General features: G+C 64.2%; 13 protein-coding genes. All 13 read left to right on the top strand.

What is annotated here, in order from left to right; all coding sequences use genetic code 11:
* The first annotated feature begins 63 nt into the window (after positions 1–63).
* The 13 genes from obgE to DOM45_RS19790 all read left to right on the top strand — a co-directional run bounded on the left by obgE (position 64) and on the right by DOM45_RS19790 (position 17410).
* On the top strand, positions 64–1257 hold the full coding sequence (obgE, locus tag DOM45_RS19730; RefSeq protein ID WP_110603389.1) for a GTPase ObgE: 1194 nt from the start codon (positions 64–66) through the stop codon (positions 1255–1257).
* Positions 1258–1290: 33 nt separating this feature from the next.
* A complete protein-coding gene (gene proB, locus DOM45_RS19735; RefSeq protein ID WP_110603391.1) occupies positions 1291–2427 on the top strand; it encodes a glutamate 5-kinase in 1137 nt (378 codons plus the stop codon).
* 238 nt (positions 2428–2665) lie between these two features.
* Positions 2666–2932, top strand: a complete 267-nt coding sequence (gene rpsT, locus DOM45_RS19740) for a 30S ribosomal protein S20 (protein WP_110603393.1) — start codon at positions 2666–2668, stop codon at positions 2930–2932.
* Between the two features lie 365 nt (positions 2933–3297).
* Complete coding sequence (murJ, locus tag DOM45_RS19745) at positions 3298–4809, top strand: murein biosynthesis integral membrane protein MurJ (protein WP_240612479.1); 1512 nt, start codon at positions 3298–3300, stop codon at positions 4807–4809.
* A gap of 76 nt (positions 4810–4885) precedes the next feature.
* Complete coding sequence (gene ribF / locus DOM45_RS19750; protein ID WP_110603397.1) at positions 4886–6022, top strand: bifunctional riboflavin kinase/FAD synthetase; 1137 nt, start codon at positions 4886–4888, stop codon at positions 6020–6022.
* A gap of 129 nt (positions 6023–6151) precedes the next feature.
* A complete protein-coding gene (gene ileS, locus DOM45_RS19755; RefSeq protein WP_110603398.1) occupies positions 6152–9001 on the top strand; it encodes an isoleucine--tRNA ligase in 2850 nt (949 codons plus the stop codon).
* Positions 8970–9590, top strand: a complete 621-nt coding sequence (lspA, locus tag DOM45_RS19760) for a signal peptidase II (RefSeq protein ID WP_425353342.1) — start codon at positions 8970–8972, stop codon at positions 9588–9590. The genes ileS and lspA overlap by 32 nt, the downstream gene beginning before the upstream one ends.
* Positions 9587–10054, top strand: coding sequence for an FKBP-type peptidyl-prolyl cis-trans isomerase (gene fkpB, locus DOM45_RS19765; protein WP_110603402.1), 468 nt, complete (start codon positions 9587–9589; stop codon positions 10052–10054). Before lspA ends, fkpB begins: the two co-directional genes overlap by 4 nt.
* Positions 10055–10104: 50 nt before the next feature.
* A complete protein-coding gene (gene ispH, locus DOM45_RS19770; protein ID WP_110603404.1) occupies positions 10105–11061 on the top strand; it encodes a 4-hydroxy-3-methylbut-2-enyl diphosphate reductase in 957 nt (318 codons plus the stop codon).
* Between the two features lie 131 nt (positions 11062–11192).
* Complete coding sequence (locus DOM45_RS19775) at positions 11193–11741, top strand: type IV pilus modification PilV family protein (RefSeq protein ID WP_110603406.1); 549 nt, start codon at positions 11193–11195, stop codon at positions 11739–11741.
* Complete coding sequence (locus DOM45_RS19780; RefSeq protein ID WP_157958480.1) at positions 11738–12517, top strand: PilW family protein; 780 nt, start codon at positions 11738–11740, stop codon at positions 12515–12517. Before DOM45_RS19775 ends, DOM45_RS19780 begins: the two co-directional genes overlap by 4 nt.
* Positions 12517–13053 carry a pilus assembly PilX family protein gene (locus tag DOM45_RS19785; RefSeq protein WP_110603409.1) on the top strand — a complete coding sequence of 179 codons (537 nt, stop codon included), beginning with the start codon at positions 12517–12519 and terminating at the stop codon, positions 13051–13053. Before DOM45_RS19780 ends, DOM45_RS19785 begins: the two co-directional genes overlap by 1 nt.
* Positions 13054–13063: 10 nt before the next feature.
* Positions 13064–17410 carry a pilus assembly protein gene (locus DOM45_RS19790; protein WP_157958481.1) on the top strand — a complete coding sequence of 1449 codons (4347 nt, stop codon included), beginning with the start codon at positions 13064–13066 and terminating at the stop codon, positions 17408–17410.
* Position 17411 lies beyond the last annotated feature (1 nt).

Genomic DNA, 17411 nt, shown 5'->3' on the forward strand with positions numbered 1-17411 from the left:
TTCGTTGTTGCGGCAATATCATGCGGTATCCACGCGCGCGGCGCTCGCCGCCGGGAGAGTGACATGCAGTTCGTCGATGAAACCTCGATCACCGTCGAAGCTGGCAGGGGCGGCAACGGCTGTCTCAGCTTCCGGCGCGAAAAGTACGTGCCCAAGGGCGGCCCCGATGGTGGCGACGGCGGCCATGGCGGCAATGTCTATCTGATCGGCGACGAGTCGCTGAACACCCTGATCGACTTCAAGTTCCAGCGCTTCTACAAGGCCCAGAGCGGCCAGCAGGGGCAGGGGCGCCAGATGAGCGGCAAGGCCGGCGACGACTTGCACGTCAAGGTGCCGGTGGGTACCACGGTGATCGACGAGGACACTCTCGAAGTGATTGCCGACGTGACCTCCGAGGGTCAGGTCGTGCTGGTGGCCCAGGGTGGGCGCCGAGGGCTTGGCAATATCCATTTCAAGTCCTCGACCAATCGCTCGCCGCGCCGGACCACGCCGGGCACCGACGGCGAGCGGCGCAAGCTGCGCCTGGAGATGAAGGTGATGGCCGACGTGGGGCTGCTGGGGCTGCCCAACGCCGGCAAGTCCACATTGATCCGGGCGGTCTCCGCGGCCAAGCCGAAGGTGGCCAACTACCCCTTCACCACGCTGGTGCCCAATCTGGGGGTCGTCAAGCTCGGCACGCATGAGCACTTCGTGATGGCGGATGTGCCAGGGCTGATCGAAGGGGCCTCGGATGGCGCCGGGCTCGGGCTGCGCTTTCTCAAGCACCTCACCCGCACGCGACTGCTGCTGCATGTGGTCGATGCCGCGCCGTTCGACGAGTCCGATCCGGTGGCGGCGGTCGAGGCGATCGCCCGGGAGCTGTCGCAGTTCTCGCCGACGCTGGCCGAGCTGCCGCGCTGGCTGGTGATCAACAAGCTCGACCTGCTGCCGGCGGAGGATCGTGAGGCGCGGGTGGCGGACATCGTCTCGCGACTCGACTGGCAGGGGCCGGTGTTCCGGATTTCGGCGATCTCCAGCGAAGGCACGGACGACCTGGTGCAGTCGGCGCACCGCTGGCTCACCGAACAGCGACAGCTGGAAAACGATGACGAAGAGGCCGCGGAGCGCGAGCGCGAGATGCGTCGGCGCATGGAGGCCGAGTCGGTGGAGCGGGTGGAAGCGCATCAGACCCGTCTGCGCGTCAAGCGTGGCGAAGTCGTCGAGGAGTTCGACGATGACGACGACGATCACGATGTCGAAGTGGAATATACCCGTTGAACCCTTCGTGGGTCATGTCGGACGGAGATTGAGATGGCGACGGATGGACGCATGGGGCGCGGTGTCCTCGAAGGCGCGCGGCGGGTCGTGGTCAAGATCGGCAGCGCCTTGCTGACCAACGATGGGCGCGGGCTCGACGACGCGGCCATTGGTGGCTGGGTCGACCAGATGGCAGAGCTGCATCGGCGCGGTGTCGAGGTCGTGCTGGTCTCATCCGGCTCCATCGCCGAAGGCATGGTGCGGTTGGGGTGGCACGCGCGGCCGACGGCCGTGCACGAGCTGCAGGCGGCCGCCGCCGTCGGCCAGAGCGGCTTGTCCCAGTGCTACGAAACGCATTTCGCCCGCCACGACCTGCGCAGTGCCCAGGTATTGCTGACCCACGACGATCTTTCTAACCGCAAGCGCTACCTCAATGCGCGCTCGGCGCTGCGCACCCTGGTGCAGCTCGGCGTGATCCCGGTGATCAACGAGAACGACACCGTGGTGACCGACGAGATCCGCTTCGGCGACAACGATACCCTGGGGGCACTGGTGGCCAATCTGCTCGAGGCCGATGCGCTGCTGATCCTGACCGACCAGGAGGGCCTGTTCGATGCCGATCCGCGCCACAACGCCGATGCCAGACTGATCGACGAAGCCCGGGCGGACGATCCCGGCCTCGATGCGGTCGCCGGTGGTGGAGGTGTGCTGGGCCGAGGCGGCATGGCGACCAAGTTGCGGGCGGCCCGGCTGGCGGCCCGTTCCGGCGCGGTCACCGCGATCGCCAGCGGGCGCCAGGCGGCGGTGCTGAACCGGCTGCTCGAGGGCGAGTCGCTGGGGACGCTGCTGTATCCGGATCACGCGCCGCTGGCGGCTCGCAAGCGTTGGCTTGCGGGACAGCTGCAGGTGCGCGGCACGCTGACCCTGGATGCCGGCGCGGTCAAGGTGCTGCGTGGCCAGGGGTCGAGCCTGTTGCCGGTGGGTGTCAAGCAGGTCGAGGGCACCTTTCGACGTGGCGACATGGTGGTGTGTGTCGACGAGCGGGGCGCGCGAGTGGCCAAAGGCTTGGTCAACTACTCGAGCGCCGACGCTGCTCGGCTCGTTGGACAGCCCAGTCAGCGCATCGCCGAAATCCTGGGCTACATGGAGGCGCCGGAGCTGATCCATCGAGACAATCTGGTGGTGATCTGAAACGATCCGGATGCACCAGTTTCTGCTGGATACCCCGTGGGTCCTGTGATAGAATCCCGCATCCTCTCAGACATGGCCCGTTAAGACTGCCTAAACGCAGTCGAAAATGGCCCCAAGCGTTGCTCGGGAGCCATTGAACATTCGGCCGAATCATTCAGGGTTGCCTGAAGCGGTTTCGAGGCTGTCCTGGGTGATTTAACTTACAGAATTAACTGTCAACATCTCCAAGGAGTCGACGGTGGCGAATACCAAGCAGGCGCGTAAGCGCGCACGTCAGGCGGAAGACCGCCGCAAGCTCAACGCAAGTCAGCGTTCCATGGTTCGTACCTATATCAAGCGTGTGATCAAGGCTATCCAGTCTGGCGATCAGGCGCAGGCGAACACCGAGTTCAAGGCCGCTCAGCCGGTCATCGATCGCATCGCCGACAAGGACGCCATGTCCAAGAAGAAGGCCGCGCGTATCAAGAGTCGCCTGAACAAGCGAATTAAGGCGCTGGCTGCCTGAGCCGGACGCGCTTGACGAAAAACCGGCTTCGGCCGGTTTTTTTGTGGCCTGCCATCCATGGCTGCCACCCTGCGGGCTGTCGCTGCGCGACGCCAAGAGCCGCTCCCGGCGATTTTTTGTGGCTGCCTTTCGTGGCACGGGCATCGAGGTCACGATATCGAAGCCAGGGTCTCGGTAGCACCGGCTCGAGATCGCCACGGGAGCAGCGCAGCGGGCGATGAGGGATTTCCTGAAGTGAGCGACGGCGCGGCATGAGCGAACAGCACGGACCTGCGGACGGTACGACGGACAAGGAGACGGTGGCCGACGCGGTGGCGGCGGGAACTGCGACCCCGGTCTCTCGCCGCGGGCTGCTGCGCTCCGGCATGGTCGTCAGCACGATGACGCTGCTGTCGCGCGTGCTCGGCCTGGCGAGAGATGTGGTGATCGCCGCGTTGCTGGGTGCCGGTAGCGGGGCGGACGCGTTTTTCGTGGCGTTCAAGATTCCCAACTTCATGCGTCGCCTGTTCGCCGAAGGGGCATTCAACCAGGCTTTCGTGCCGGTGCTCTCGGAGTACGCCACCCAGCGCACCCGGGCCGAGGTTCGCGAACTGCTCGATGCAGTCTCCGGCAGCCTCAGCGTCGTGCTGGCGCTGATCACGGCGCTGGCCATCGCTGCCGCGCCATGGCTGGTATGGCTCTTCGCGCCCGGCTTCAAGGCGGACCCCGGCAAGCTGGCACTGACCGCCGACATGCTGCGGCTGACCTTTCCCTATCTGCTGCTGATCTCGTTGACGGCCTTTGCCGGCAGCGTGCTCAACACCTGGGAGCGCTTCGCGATACCCGCCTTCACGCCGGTGCTGCTCAATGTCTGCATGATCGGCGCGGCGGTCTGGCTGACGCCCTGGATGGACGACCCGGCCATGGGCCTGGCCTGGGGAGTATTGATCGCCGGCGCGGCTCAGTTGCTGTTCCAGCTTCCGTTCCTGGCCCGGCTGGGACTGATGCCACGGCCGCGGGCGCGGTTCCGGCACCCCGGCGTCCGGCGCATTCTGCGATTGATGACCCCGGCACTGTTCGGCGTGTCCGTCTCGCAGATCAATCTGCTGCTGGATACGGTGCTGGCATCGTTTCTGGTCTCCGGCAGTGTCTCCTGGCTCTACTACTCCGATCGGCTGGTGGAGCTGCCGCTGGGCGTATTCGGGATCGCCATCGCCACGGTGATTTTGCCGGCGCTCTCCAAGCGGCATGCCGACGAGTCCCGGGAACATTTCGCGCGCATGCTGGACTGGGCGTTGCGGATGGTGCTGCTGATCGGGCTGCCGGCCGCGCTGGCGCTGATACTGCTGGCCGAACCGCTGCTGGTCAGCCTGTTCCACTACGGCGCGATGACCGATCACGATGTGGTCATGGCCGCGCGCAGCCTGCGGGCCTATGCACTGGGGCTGCTGGCGTTCATGCTGATCAAGGTGCTGGCGCCGGGCTATTTTGCGCGCCAGGACACCAAGACGCCGGTCAAGATCGGCATCGTGGCGATGTTCGCCAACATGGTCATGAACCTGGCGCTCATCGTGCCGTTGGCGCACGCCGGGTTGGCGCTCGCCACGGCACTGTCGGCGTTTCTCAATGCCGGGCTGCTGGGATTGGGACTGCGCCGTCAGGGTGTGTTGAAGTTCCAGCCCGGCTGGGGGCGCTACGCCATCCAGGTCGTCGGCGGCTGCCTGCTGATGGGCGCCGCGCTATGGTGGCTGTCGCCGGAGTGGCACACCTGGGTGACCTGGGGTGCGCTGCATCGCGCCGTCATGCTGACGGCATTGGTGATCGGCGGTTCGGTGATCTATTTTGGCTGGCTGGCGCTCAGCGGCGTCCGTCTGAGAGACTTCCGCCTGCACGGCTGATAGGGGAAGGGGCCTTGTTTATACTGACGCTTTTCGAGGCAGCGACGCGGTTCGCGTCGAAACGGGAACAGACTCCATGGAACTGATCCGAGGCCTGCACAATTTGCCCCCCGGAAGCCCTGATCCGCAGGGCCAGGCGGCGCGTGGCTGCGTGGCGACCATCGGCAACTTCGATGGCGTGCATCTTGGACATCAGGCCATTCTCGAGCAGTTGCAGACGCTGTCCCGGTCGCAGAAGCTGCCGGTCACGGTGGTGATCTTCGAGCCGCAGCCGCGCGAGTACTTCGCCGGCGACCAGGCGCCGCCGCGACTGACCCGGCTGCGCGACAAGGTGGCGTTGCTCAAGGCTCATGGCGCCGACCGGATCCTGTGCCTGCCGTTCAACGATGCCTTGCGCAGCCTCACTGCCCGGCAGTTCATCGAGCGGGTGTTGATCGACGGTCTGCAGGTGAAGCATCTGGTGGTGGGCGACGATTTCCGTTTCGGTTGCGACCGGGCCGGCGACTTCACGCTACTGCAGGCCGTCGGACGCGAGCGTGGCTTTGCCGTCGAGCATACCCGAACCTTCACCCTCGACGACGAGCGCGTCTCGAGCACCCGCGTGCGCACGCTGCTGGCCAGCGGCAATTTCTTCCAGGCCGCGCGGATGCTGGGCCGACCTTACGGCTACCAGGGGCGGGTCGTCCGCGACCGCCAGTTGGGCCGCACCATCGGCGTGCCCACCGCCAACATCCCGCTGACCCGGCGGCCCATGGCGCTGCGCGGCGTGTTCGCCTGCGCGACCCGACTGGCGGATGGGGAGTGGGTCGCGGGCGCGGCCAACATCGGCTGGCGTCCCACCGTGGGCGCCGATCAGCCGATGCTGGAGGTACATCTGCTGGATCGCGAGCTCGACCTTTATGGCGAGACGCTCACCGTCGTTCCCTGCGCCCGGTTGCGCGGCGAAGCCAAGTTCGACCAATTCGACGCCCTGGTCGCGCAGATCCATCGCGATCTCGACAACACTCGCCGCTATTTTGCGCGGCCGGAACAGCAGTCGGGCTCGTTGGCTCCCGAGCCGGGGCCGGCGGAGATCGAGGCCGCGGCCGGCGGACTCTGCGCCGCCTCGTTGCCTCAGGCACGGTTTCCGCTCGCCTCGGCACCGTTGCCACCCGAACCGTCGAATCCCGGCGGGGCCGCGCACGCGGCGCCCGACGACGCCGGCGGCGACTGAACAGCTTGAACGTCACGAATACCGCTCGGGCCTCGCGGATAGCGTCCTGAGCGGCACGAATATAGCCTCGAGCGCCACGATACCAACCTCGAGTGCCACGACATCAGCCCTGAGCGGACCGAAAAAGCCATGAGCGACTACAAGCACACGCTGAATCTGCCCTCGACCGACTTCCCCATGCGCGGCAATCTGCCGGCGCGGGAGCCGGGCCGAATCGCGCAGTGGAACGACATGAACCTCTACGCCAAACTGCGTGAGGCACGTCGGGGGCGCGAGCGCTTCGTGCTCCACGATGGTCCTCCCTATGCCAACGGCAGCATTCATATCGGTCATGCGGTCAACAAGCTGCTCAAGGACTTCATCGTCAGGTCGAAGAGCCTGGCCGGCTTCGATGCCCCCTACGTACCCGGCTGGGACTGCCACGGCCTGCCCATCGAGCACAAGGTCGAGACCACCCACGGCAAGCACCTGCCGGCGGACGAGGCCCGGGCGCTCTGCCGCGAGTACGCGGCCGCCCAGGTCGAGGTGCAGAAGGAAGGCTTCGTGCGCCTCGGGGTTCAGGGCGACTGGGACCACCCCTACCTGACCATGAACTTCGCCAACGAGGCGGGCGAGATTCGTGCTCTGGCCGAGATGGTCAAGGGTGGCTACGTGTTCAAGGGACTCAAGCCGGTCAACTGGTGCTTCGACTGCGGCTCGGCACTGGCCGAAGCCGAGGTCGAGTACCAGGACAAGCAGTCCGATGCGATCGATGTCGCCTTCCCGGCGGTCGACGATGCCGGACTGGCGGCGGCGTTCGGGCTCGATTCGCTGGCCAAGCCGGCGGCGGCAGTGATCTGGACCACCACGCCATGGACGATTCCCGCCAACCAGGCGATGAACGTGCACCCGGAGTTCACCTACGCCCTGGTCGATACCGGCGAGCGTCTGCTGCTGCTGGCCGAGGAACTGGTCGAATCGAGCCTGGAACGTTTCGGCCTGATCGGCGAGATCATCGCCACCGCCCCGGGCGAACGTCTCGAGCGCATCGCTTTCCGGCATCCGCTGGCGGCACTGGAGAGCGGCTACGACCGGCTCTCGCCGATCTATCTGGCCGACTACGTCGAGCTGGGCGCCGGTACTGGTATCGTTCACTCGGCGCCGGCCTACGGCGAGGATGACTTCCACTCCTGCCGCCGTTACGGCATGAGCTTCGACGAGATCCTCAACCCGGTGCAGAGCAACGGCGTCTACGTCGAGACACTGCCACTGTTCGGCGGCCAGATGATCTGGAAGGCGAATCCGCAGATCGTCGCCAAGCTGGAAGAGGCCGGCGCGCTGATGGCCCACGACAGGATCACCCACAGCTACATGCACTGCTGGCGTCACAAGACGCCGGTCATCTACCGCGCCACGGCCCAGTGGTTCGTGGGCATGGATCTCGAGGGTGCCGATGGTCGCACGCTGCGCGACAAGGCGCTGGCGGGTGTCGACGCCACCGGTTTCATTCCCGGGTGGGGGCAGGCGCGGCTGCACGCGATGATCGCCAACCGCCCCGACTGGTGCATCTCGCGGCAGCGCAACTGGGGCGTGCCGATCCCGTTCTTTATCGACAAGGCGAGCGGCGAGCTGCATCCGCGCACCGTCGAGCTGATGGAAACCGTCGCCGAACATGTCGAGCGCGATGGTATCGAAGCCTGGTTCAAGCTCGACCCGCGCGAGCTGCTGGGCGACGAGGCCGACCAGTACGAAAAAGTGACCGATACCCTCGACGTATGGTTCGATTCCGGCACTACCCACTGGCACGTGCTGCGCGGCTCCCACGCGCTCGGCCACGAGCAAGGGCCCCGGGCCGATCTCTACCTCGAAGGCTCGGACCAGCATCGCGGCTGGTTCCATTCGTCGCTGCTGACCGGTTGCGCCATCGATGGCCATCCGCCCTACAAGGCGCTGCTGACTCACGGTTTCACCGTGGACGAGAAGGGCCGCAAGATGTCCAAGTCGCTGGGCAACGTGGTCGCGCCGCAGCAGGTGATGGACAAGCTGGGGGCCGACATCCTGCGCCTATGGGTCGCCTCTACCGACTACTCCGGCGAGATGGCGGTCTCCGACGAGATCCTCAAGCGCACCGCCGATGTCTATCGCCGAATCCGCAATACCTCGCGCTTTCTGCTCGGCAACCTGACCGGATTCGACCCGGCCACCGACGCCGTCGCATTCGACGACATGCTGGCGCTGGATCGCTGGGCGGTGGGTCGCGCGGCCGAACTGCAGGCACGCATTCAGCAGGCCTATGGCGACTACCGGTTCCGTGACGTCTATCAGCAGGTTCACGACTTCTGCGCCCGCGACATGGGCGGGTTCTATCTGGACATCATCAAGGATCGCCAGTACACCACCCAGCCCGATTCGCTGGCGCGGCGCAGCTGCCAGACGGCGCTCTATCATATCGTCGAGGCGCTGGCGCGCTGGATCGCGCCGATCCTCTCGTTCACCGCCGAGGAGATCTACGAGAACATCCCCGGGGCGCGTGGCGAGAGCGTGCATCTCGAGACCTATTACGACGGGCTGAGCCAGCTGCCTGAAAATGCCGAGATGGGGCGGCAGTTCTGGGAACAGGTGATCGCGGTCAAGCAGGCGGTCAACAAACAGCTCGAGGATGCGCGCAACGAGGGCGTGATCAAGGGCGCCCTGGACAGCGAGGTGACGCTCTACGTCGACGACGCACTGCACGCGCTGCTGTCCCGTTTCGAGGACGAACTGCGTTTCGTGCTGATCACTTCCGAAGCCACGCTGAAGCCGTTGACGGCAGCGGGCGATGCCAAGTCCACCGAGCTGGAGGGGCTCAAGGTCGCGGTACGCATGAGTCCGTACGAGAAGGACGAGCGCAGCTGGGAGCGGCGGCCGGATGTCGGCGCCAATCCCGAGCACCCGACGCTGTCGGCGCGCTCCATCGCCAACTTGCCGGATGGCCCGGGAGAGGTACGCCGCTTTGCCTGATTCCGCTTCCCACCCCGCCACCGATCGAATGCATCGCCCGCTGCGCTGGCTGTGGCTATCGCTGGTGGTCATCGTGCTCGATCTCGGCATCAAGGCGCTGGCTTCGGCGCATCTCGATTACGGTCGGCCACTGGAAGTGCTGCCGATCTTCAACCTGACGCTGCTGCACAACACCGGCGCCGCCTTCAGCTTTCTGGCCGAGCACGCCGGCTGGCAGCGCTGGCTGTTCGCGCTGATCGCGATCGGCGCCAGCGTGGGGCTGACGGTGTGGCTCTCGCGACTCAAGCGCGGCGAGACGCTGACCGCGATCTCGCTGACCCTGGTGATCGGCGGCGCCATCGGCAATCTCTACGATCGACTGGTGCACGGCTATGTGGTCGACTATCTGTCGTTTCACTGGGGCGGCTGGTACTACCCGGCGTTCAACCTGGCCGACACGGCGATCACGCTGGGAGCGGTCGGCCTGATCCTGCAGTCGCTGCTCGATTCGCGTCGACCGAAGGCCTCTCACGCCGCCGACAATGACAAGAGTGCTTCGACGGATAAATCTTCGGCTGACAAATCTTCCTCGACAGGAGGTGACTCATGAGCGAGAACGGCCACCCGCACGATCACGACTACCGCGTCGGCGAAGGCATGGAAGTCACGCTCCACTTCACGGTGAAACTCGAGGACGGCGAAGTGGTGGACTCGACCCGGGACAAGCAGCCGGCGACGTTTCAGCTCGGCGACGGCAACCTGCCGCCGGGCTTCGAAGCGCCGCTCAAGGGCATGGCGGCGAACGACACCGGTGCCTTCGAGATCTCCCCCGAACACGCCTTTGGCCAGCACAACCCGCAGAACGTGCAGCGCCTCTCCCGTGACGCTTTCGAGGAGGCCGTGGAACCCGGTACGGTGATGTCGTTCGCCGATGCCGCCGGTGGCGAACTGCCCGGCGTGATCGCCCGCGTCGACGACCGCCATGTCGAAGTCGACTTCAATCATCCGCTGGCAGGGCGTACCCTGACCTTCGAGGTGGAAATCCTGGACGTGAAACCCGCCACGACTCATTGAGCCCGGGTCGGTTTTCACCACGACATCCGAGCGTATCAAGCGAGGTCATTATGCAAATCAAGCTGGCCAATCCCCGCGGCTTCTGCGCCGGCGTCGATCGTGCCATCGACATCGTCAATCGCGCGCTCGATGTCTTCGGACCGCCCATTTACGTGCGTCACGAGGTGGTCCACAACCGCTTCGTGGTGGACTCGCTGCGTGAGCGGGGAGCGATCTTCGTCGAGGAGCTCGATGAAATCCCCGACGACGTCATCGTGATCTTCTCGGCCCACGGCGTGTCGCGGGCGGTGCAGCAGGAGGCCGAGCGTCGCGGGCTCAAGATCTTCGATGCCACCTGCCCGCTGGTGACCAAGGTGCACATGGAAGTGCTGCGCTACGCCAAGCGCGGCCAGGAGTGCATCCTGATCGGCCACGCCGGCCATCCGGAGGTCGAAGGTACCATGGGGCGCTACGACGAGAGTCATGGCGGCGCGATCTATCTCGTCGAGGACGAGGAAGACGTCGCCAGGCTACCGGTACGCGACCCCTCGCGGCTGGCGTTCGTCACCCAGACCACGTTGTCGATGGACGACACCGCCAGGGTGATCGATGCTCTGCGCGAGCACTTCCCCGAGATCCAGGGGCCGCGCAAGGACGATATCTGCTACGCCACCCAGAATCGCCAGGACGCGGTCCGCGAGCTGGCCGCCGACTCGGACCTGGTGCTGGTGGTGGGCAGCGTCAACAGCTCCAACTCCAACCGGTTGCGCGAACTGTCCGAGCGCGTCGGTACGCCGGCCTATCTGATCGATGATGCCGAACAGATCGATCCCGCCTGGCTTGCGGGAGTCGGCACCATCGGCATCACCGCCGGTGCCAGCGCGCCGGAGGTTCTGGTTGCTGGAGTCATCGACAAGCTCAGGGCACATGGCGCCAGCGTGCCGGAGGAACTCTCCGGTCGCGCCGAGACGATCACCTTTTCCATGCCGCGGGAACTCCGCGAGCGGGTGATCGCCAGCGAGGCGTGATCCGCGCTAAATCTTCTTAGCTTCGAGCCGATATAGGGTAAACAAATGTAACCAGTCGCGTAGTGGCGCTGGTTGCCGAACCCTTGTCGGCCATCCTTTCCGGTGGCCGCGCAATCGCCGCGGAGTCTCGCGTGTCCGCCAATCCGCCCCACCGTCTCACTGTCGAGCCGCGTTCGGTCTCGATGCGATCAAGCGTTCGCCTCGGTGGACGCGAGCGTGGGGTCACGCTGATCGAATCCTTGATTGCGCTGCTCGTGCTGAGCATTGCGCTGCTTGGCGTGGGCGCGTTGCAACTCATGACCCAGCGGGACGAGATCGAGGCGCGCTGGCGTTCGGCAGCCGTCGCCATGAGCGGCAATCTGATCGAGCAGTTGCGAACGGACCGGGTGGCATCGGAGGGAATAGGAATCCGCGATGGCGCCCCCGTTGGCTGCTCGGGGCCCAATCAGTGGCTATGTGACCTGATCACCGTCTGGTTATCTTCATTGGGCGATCAACTTCCCCATGCTGCAGCGCAGTTGAAAATCCTGAAGCTGGACGGTGACCTCTTGAAGGCCGATCTCTCCATCGCCTGGCGCCGTCTGCCCGACGACGACGCTCAGGTGACGTGCCGCCCGCAGGATGCCGACTTCTCGGTGGCGGCCGACGGCGGCTGCCTGCGCCTGGAGACGATACTGTGAGCCGCGTCCTGGCATCTCTCCCGGCCCGCCAGCGTGGTGTCAGTCTGGTCGAGTTGATGGTCGCGATGCTGATTGGCCTGATGTTGGTACTCATGGTGACCAGCTACACCATGTCCAGTCGCAGAAGCTATCAGACTTCCGTGGCCAACCAGGATGTTCAGGATGCTCGGCGGTTCGCGCTGAGCGTGATTCAGCAGCAGATCTGGCTGTCCGGCTACAGCGATCGCTGGGAGGATCTGAGCCTGCTGTTCCCCAGCTACACGCCGGCGGAAGACAAGCAGATACCCGCCTTTGCCGCCGGCCAGCTGGCCGCTGCCGACTCGGATGACGAAATATGGGTTCGTTATCGGGCCGCCGAGCTGAGCGGCCAGCCGCTGACCCACTGCGACGGTACCTCTTTTCCGTCTTCCGACGGCAGCGACGCCGATTCGATTGCCGTCACGGGCCTTTATCTCGATGGCCACACGTTGCGCTGCCTGGTCTCGCTCTCCGGTGGCGAAATGCATCGTTCGCTGCCTCTGCTCAACGATGTGGAGGCGATGCGCTGGGAATATCTCGATGACTCCAATGCGTTCCGGTCGCGGGAGCACGTCAACTGGACCACGGTCAGGGCGGTCAGGCTGGCGCTGATCCTTGCGTCGGCGGAGTCGACCGGCGAGCGCTACGTTCAGAGTTTCCCGTGGGGAGAAGGGACCGTCAGTTTCGAAGATGGCCGCGCGCGCACACGCCTGGAGACGACCATTGCACTTCGCAATCTTCCGGAGACCGCTCAGTGATGCCTGGCAATCAACGTGGCGCCGCCCTGCTGGTGACGCTCGTGATGGTGGCGTTGGTGTCGATGCTCGCACTGGCAGTCAGCGATTCGACGCGTGTCCAGCAACAGCTCTCGGCGAACGAGGCGGCACGCCAGATGGCGTTCCAGGCCGCGGAGGCAGGACTGCGCTCCGCCGAGGTCGCAATCGAGAATAGCGGGGACCTGGGACTGTTCTGCAATGCGGGAGGGGAGCGCTACAGCATCACGACGCTGGACGGCCTCTATGATGACACTCACTGGCAATCGTTGGAGCGTACGGGAGCCGTCGCCAACTTTACGCTCTACAGCAGCGATAGCGGCGGTTTCATGCCCGCACCCCGCTACATGATCGGCTGCGTCGCGCCAGCGTTGGTGGACGGCTATCAGGAGGTCGATCCGGCGGTCAAAGGGCAGGCGGAAGAGGATCCAGAGCAGCGTTACTTCTTCCGGGTGTTCAGCATCGGGTTCGGCCCGGGCGGTCGAGCGATCCAGCGCCTGGAGGCTCGCTATGTCTATTAAGGGCTGGGTGTTGGGCGGCCTGCTGATGACAGCCGCGACCCAGGGGTGGGCGGCGGACGATGTGCCCCATTATCCGCCATTGAGCGCCCAGGCCGATACGTCGCCACGCAGCATGCTGGTGCTCTCCAATGACCACAACTGGTATTCGAAAGCCTACACCGATTGGTCCGACCTCGATGGCGACGGGGCGATCGATTCCACCTACCGCCCCGACATCGAATACTACGGCTATTTCGATAGCCGTGGCTGCTACGACTACGACACTCACCTTGACGGTGGGGCATTCAGACGCATCGGTAATGCTGGAAACGGAAACGGAAACGGAAACGGAAACGGAAACGGAAACGGAAACGGAAACGGAAACGGAAACGGAAAGCCAGGCGATGACGAATTCAGTTGCAGCGGGAATAAATCCTGGAGTGGAAATCTGCTCAACTGGGCGACAATGACGCGGATCGATATCATTCGAAAGGCGCTGTATGGCGGCAAGAGACACCGAGACAGTGCGACAGAAACGACGGTGCTGGAGCGCGCGTTTCTGCCGATGGATTCCCATAGCTTCAGTAAAATCATTTCCGACCCGAATATCATCAACAAGAACACGCCCTTCAATGGCGCCAGCGCCGTCACATTCTGCAATACGACGTATCATCCACGACAAAATATATACTCTGGCAGCGTGAACGATCCCCCGCTGATTCGCGTTGCCACCGGCAACGAGAGCGGCAGCAAGGTAGGCTGGCCCAAATGGGCGAGTACCGAACAGTGGCAGTGCCCATGGCGAGGTGAGCGCCAGAATTGGGGGGATTTCCCTTACAGGATATCCCGAGGATCTGAGGAGTATCGCGCCAGGGTCGAAGTCTGTGCCGCCGCTGATGAGAGTGAAAACTGTACCGCCTATCCAGACTCTGCCTACCCGAAGCCCACGGGTTTGCTGCATGACTATGCCAGCGATATCGAGTTCGGTCTGTTTACGGGCTCTTACGAGAACAACAAGCAAGGCGGCGTGTTAAGAGCCAATTTCAGCGGTTTCGGGAGCGAGTTCAGCGCTGCCACCGGCGTGTTCGCAGATGACTATAGCGGTATCGTCAGCAACCTCGATGCGCTGAAGATAGCGAAATACAGCTATCAGGACAGCAACTACAACGCAAGTTCGGGCGATAATTGCCCCTGGGGGCGAGGCTCTTTCAATAATGGCAGTTGCTCCAACTGGGGGAACCCATTTGGCGAGATTGCCCTTGAGGCGCTGCGCTATATAGGTGGAGAGACATCGGCAACGGAGAGGTTCTCTGTCGGAACCGGTCGTGTCGAGACCAGCTATATTCCGGGGCTGACATCACCTGCCTGGGACAACGATCTCTCCGGCAAGTGGTGTGCCGCACACTCGTTGCTGCTGGTCAATGCCAGCGAAATCTCCTTCGATAACGACGATCTGGGGGCTCCCGGTTCGTCACCGGTTTCGGCCGGCCAGATCCGGACCCAGACCAATGCCGTCGGCGCGGCCGAGGGCATTTCCGGGGACTACTTCATTGGCCAGACCCCCGCCAGCGCCGGCACGGACAGTGACAAGTTCTGCACGGCCAAGACGCTCTCCGGGCTCAGCGATGCGAAGGGGCTCTGCCCTAATGCCCCGGGCCTGGAGGGCGGCTACAGCGTGGCCGGGCTGGCGCGTTTCGCCCACCACGATACCGTCATTCGCGGCCCCGAGGGGAACGATGGCCAGCCGATCGATACCTATGCCGTGCAACTCGCGTCCAACGTCCCGCTTGTATCGATACCTATCGGTGCCGGCAAGTCCGTTTCCCTGATTCCCGCCTGTTCCAACACCACGGCGGGAGGCAAGTGCGCGATCGTCAACTTCCTCGTCGAATCGCAGGCGGCCGACGGCTCGAGCGGTAGCTTCCTGATTGACTGGGAAGATTCGGAGTTCGGTGGAGATTACGATTTCGATGCGGAAGTACGCCTGAGCTACGTGCTCTCGAACGAGCGTCTCTCGATCACCACCAGCGTTACCCGCGCCGCGGCGTCTCACAAGCTCGGCCTCGGCTATATTCTCAGCGGCACCAGTGGGCGCTACGGTACCGGGGAGAGCGCCGACCGGATCGTGGTTCAGCAGAGCGACGGCTTCAACGTCCACACCGGAATCAATAACTACACCAACAGCTATCCCGGATCGCTCTGTCCGCCGAGCGACCCATGTAACGGTAGCCCGGCGACGACGGCCACCTACCGGGTCGCGGGCAACACGGGACAGGAGCTCGAGACACCACTGTATTACGCCGCCAAGTACGGCAACGACAGCCGCCGCGAAGACGGATCTCCCGGCGCCTACTTCGAGGTCAACCGTATCGGTGAGCTGGCGGACACGTTGCGCGAACTGCTGGATCAGGTGCTGGAGAACACCAATCGCACAGGAGCGGGCGTCACCATCGGCCATGACGGCGACGTCGAGGACTATGTCTTCCAGACGCTCTACAACAATCAATACAGCTGGTCCGGCGATCTCCAGGCAGTGAAGCTCGGGAAGGATGGCGTCATCAGCAGTGTGTGGAGCGCCCGCAACCAGCTACCCCTGCCAGGCAATCGCCAGATCATTACCCATGATTCCGACACGGGGGCGGGGATCCCCTTCACGACGACTGCATTCGAGGGCGCCGGCGTCGACATGACCCAGCGGCTGCAGAATGTGGTCGGGTACATCCGCGGCGACACCGAAAACGAGCAGCGCAACGGGGGCGATCTGCGTGACCGGCTCTGGTTGAACGGCCGCGAAAGCGCCAGGCTGGGCGACTTCATTGGCTCGCGGCCGTATCTCGTCGGCGTGCCCAATACCTACTACGTGCCGGATGAGGGCGACACGAGCTATGCCGAATTCCGGACTGCTCAACGCACGCGGGCCCAGATGCTCTACGTGGGTGGCAATGATGGCATGCTCCACGGCTTCGATGCGGCCACCGGGGTTGAGCGCGTTGCGTATGTGCCCGGGCTCGTGCTCGAGCAGTTGCCCGAGCTCGCCGATCCCGATTACCGGCATCGCTATTATGTCGACGGCAGTCCGACGGTGCTGGATGCCCGCCATGGCGAGGCGGGCACCGGTGCCTGGTTTTCGCTGCTGACGAGCGGCCTGGGGTCGGGCGGCAAGGGCCTGTTCGCCCTCGACGTGACCGATCCGGCTCGCTTCAGTGAGTCGAATGCCAGCGCGCTCGCACTCTGGGAATATGACCCCGCCGATGACGCTGCCGTGTTCGGGGAGGATGACCAGCAACTGGGTTACATCTACAACCAACCCAGTGTTGTGCGGATGGAGAATGGGCGATTCGCCGTGGTGGTCGGCAATGGCTATGCCAGTGAGGCTGGCAAGGCCAGTCTCTACATTCTTTTCGTCGATGGTGGCGCTGGGGGCGACTGGTCGAGTTCGGATGTCGTGCGGTTGACACCGAGCGTGGCCGACAACAGCGGTGATAACGGCATGATGACCGTCTCCCTGTTGGACCGCGATGAAGATGGTCGCGTCGATCTGGCCTACGGCGCGGACCTGCAAGGGAATATCTGGCGCTTCGACCTCTCCTCTTCTGATCCGGCTGGCTGGGAAGATAGCGTCCATCGGCTTTTCAGCGGCGTCAGAGCGGGCGAGCGCCAGGTCATCACTTCGACACTGGAGGTCGGTAGACATCCGGATGGCGGGCTGATGGTGCTGTTCGGCACTGGCGGCGGGGAGAACTACGGTTTGCCTACCACTCAGGACCGCGGGGCCTCCGACAGCTTCTACGCGGTGAGGGACTTCGTGGGCGGCGTCGCCAGAAGTGACACGCTGACACGTGCCGATCTGGCCGGGCGCGCTTTCCACCAGACGACGCTCGACGATCAGGACGCCTCTTCCCCCATGGTGCGATATCTCGATGACGTCGACACCAGCCGCTATCCGGAAAACGGTTGGTATCTCGATCTAGCGGACACCGAGAGGGTCGTCGATGGCCCCTCGCTACGCGGCAACCGGATTCTGTTCTCATCGTTGATCCCGGGCTATGGCGTCTGCGGTGCGGAGGATGCCGGCTACCTCTATGAGTTGAATGCCTGGTACGGCTCGGCCTTTCCGACGCCGGTGCTGGATGTCAACGGTGACGGCAAGGTCGACGACCAGGACAGCTACTATCCATCGTCGAATGACGCCACCCGCTATGTGCCGATCGCTATCGCGACCAATGGCGCGATCTTTACCCCGCGAGTGATGCTCGACGATGACGGTGGCCAGGAAACCAAAGTGAGCGCCGGCACCAATGGCGCGTTGACGAAGATTGCCGAGACCCCGCTCAACAGCATGCAGCTCGGCCGAGTGACCTGGCGCAGACTGGAGTGAC

Source organism: Salinicola lusitanus, from assembly GCF_003206045.1.
GTDB classification, from domain to species: Bacteria; Pseudomonadota; Gammaproteobacteria; order Pseudomonadales; family Halomonadaceae; genus Salinicola; species Salinicola lusitanus.

Coding starts and splice junctions, on each gene's coding strand:
- obgE (WP_110603389.1), top strand. CDS start 64: ATGCAGTTCGTCGATGAAACCTCGATCACCGTCGAAGCTGGCAGGGGC.
- proB (WP_110603391.1), top strand. CDS start 1,291: ATGGCGACGGATGGACGCATGGGGCGCGGTGTCCTCGAAGGCGCGCGG.
- murJ (WP_240612479.1), top strand. CDS start 3,298: ATGGTCGTCAGCACGATGACGCTGCTGTCGCGCGTGCTCGGCCTGGCG.
- ribF (WP_110603397.1), top strand. CDS start 4,886: ATGGAACTGATCCGAGGCCTGCACAATTTGCCCCCCGGAAGCCCTGAT.
- ileS (WP_110603398.1), top strand. CDS start 6,152: ATGAGCGACTACAAGCACACGCTGAATCTGCCCTCGACCGACTTCCCC.
- lspA (WP_425353342.1), top strand. CDS start 8,970: ATGGCCCGGGAGAGGTACGCCGCTTTGCCTGATTCCGCTTCCCACCCC.
- fkpB (WP_110603402.1), top strand. CDS start 9,587: ATGAGCGAGAACGGCCACCCGCACGATCACGACTACCGCGTCGGCGAA.
- ispH (WP_110603404.1), top strand. CDS start 10,105: ATGCAAATCAAGCTGGCCAATCCCCGCGGCTTCTGCGCCGGCGTCGAT.
- DOM45_RS19785 (WP_110603409.1), top strand. CDS start 12,517: ATGCCTGGCAATCAACGTGGCGCCGCCCTGCTGGTGACGCTCGTGATG.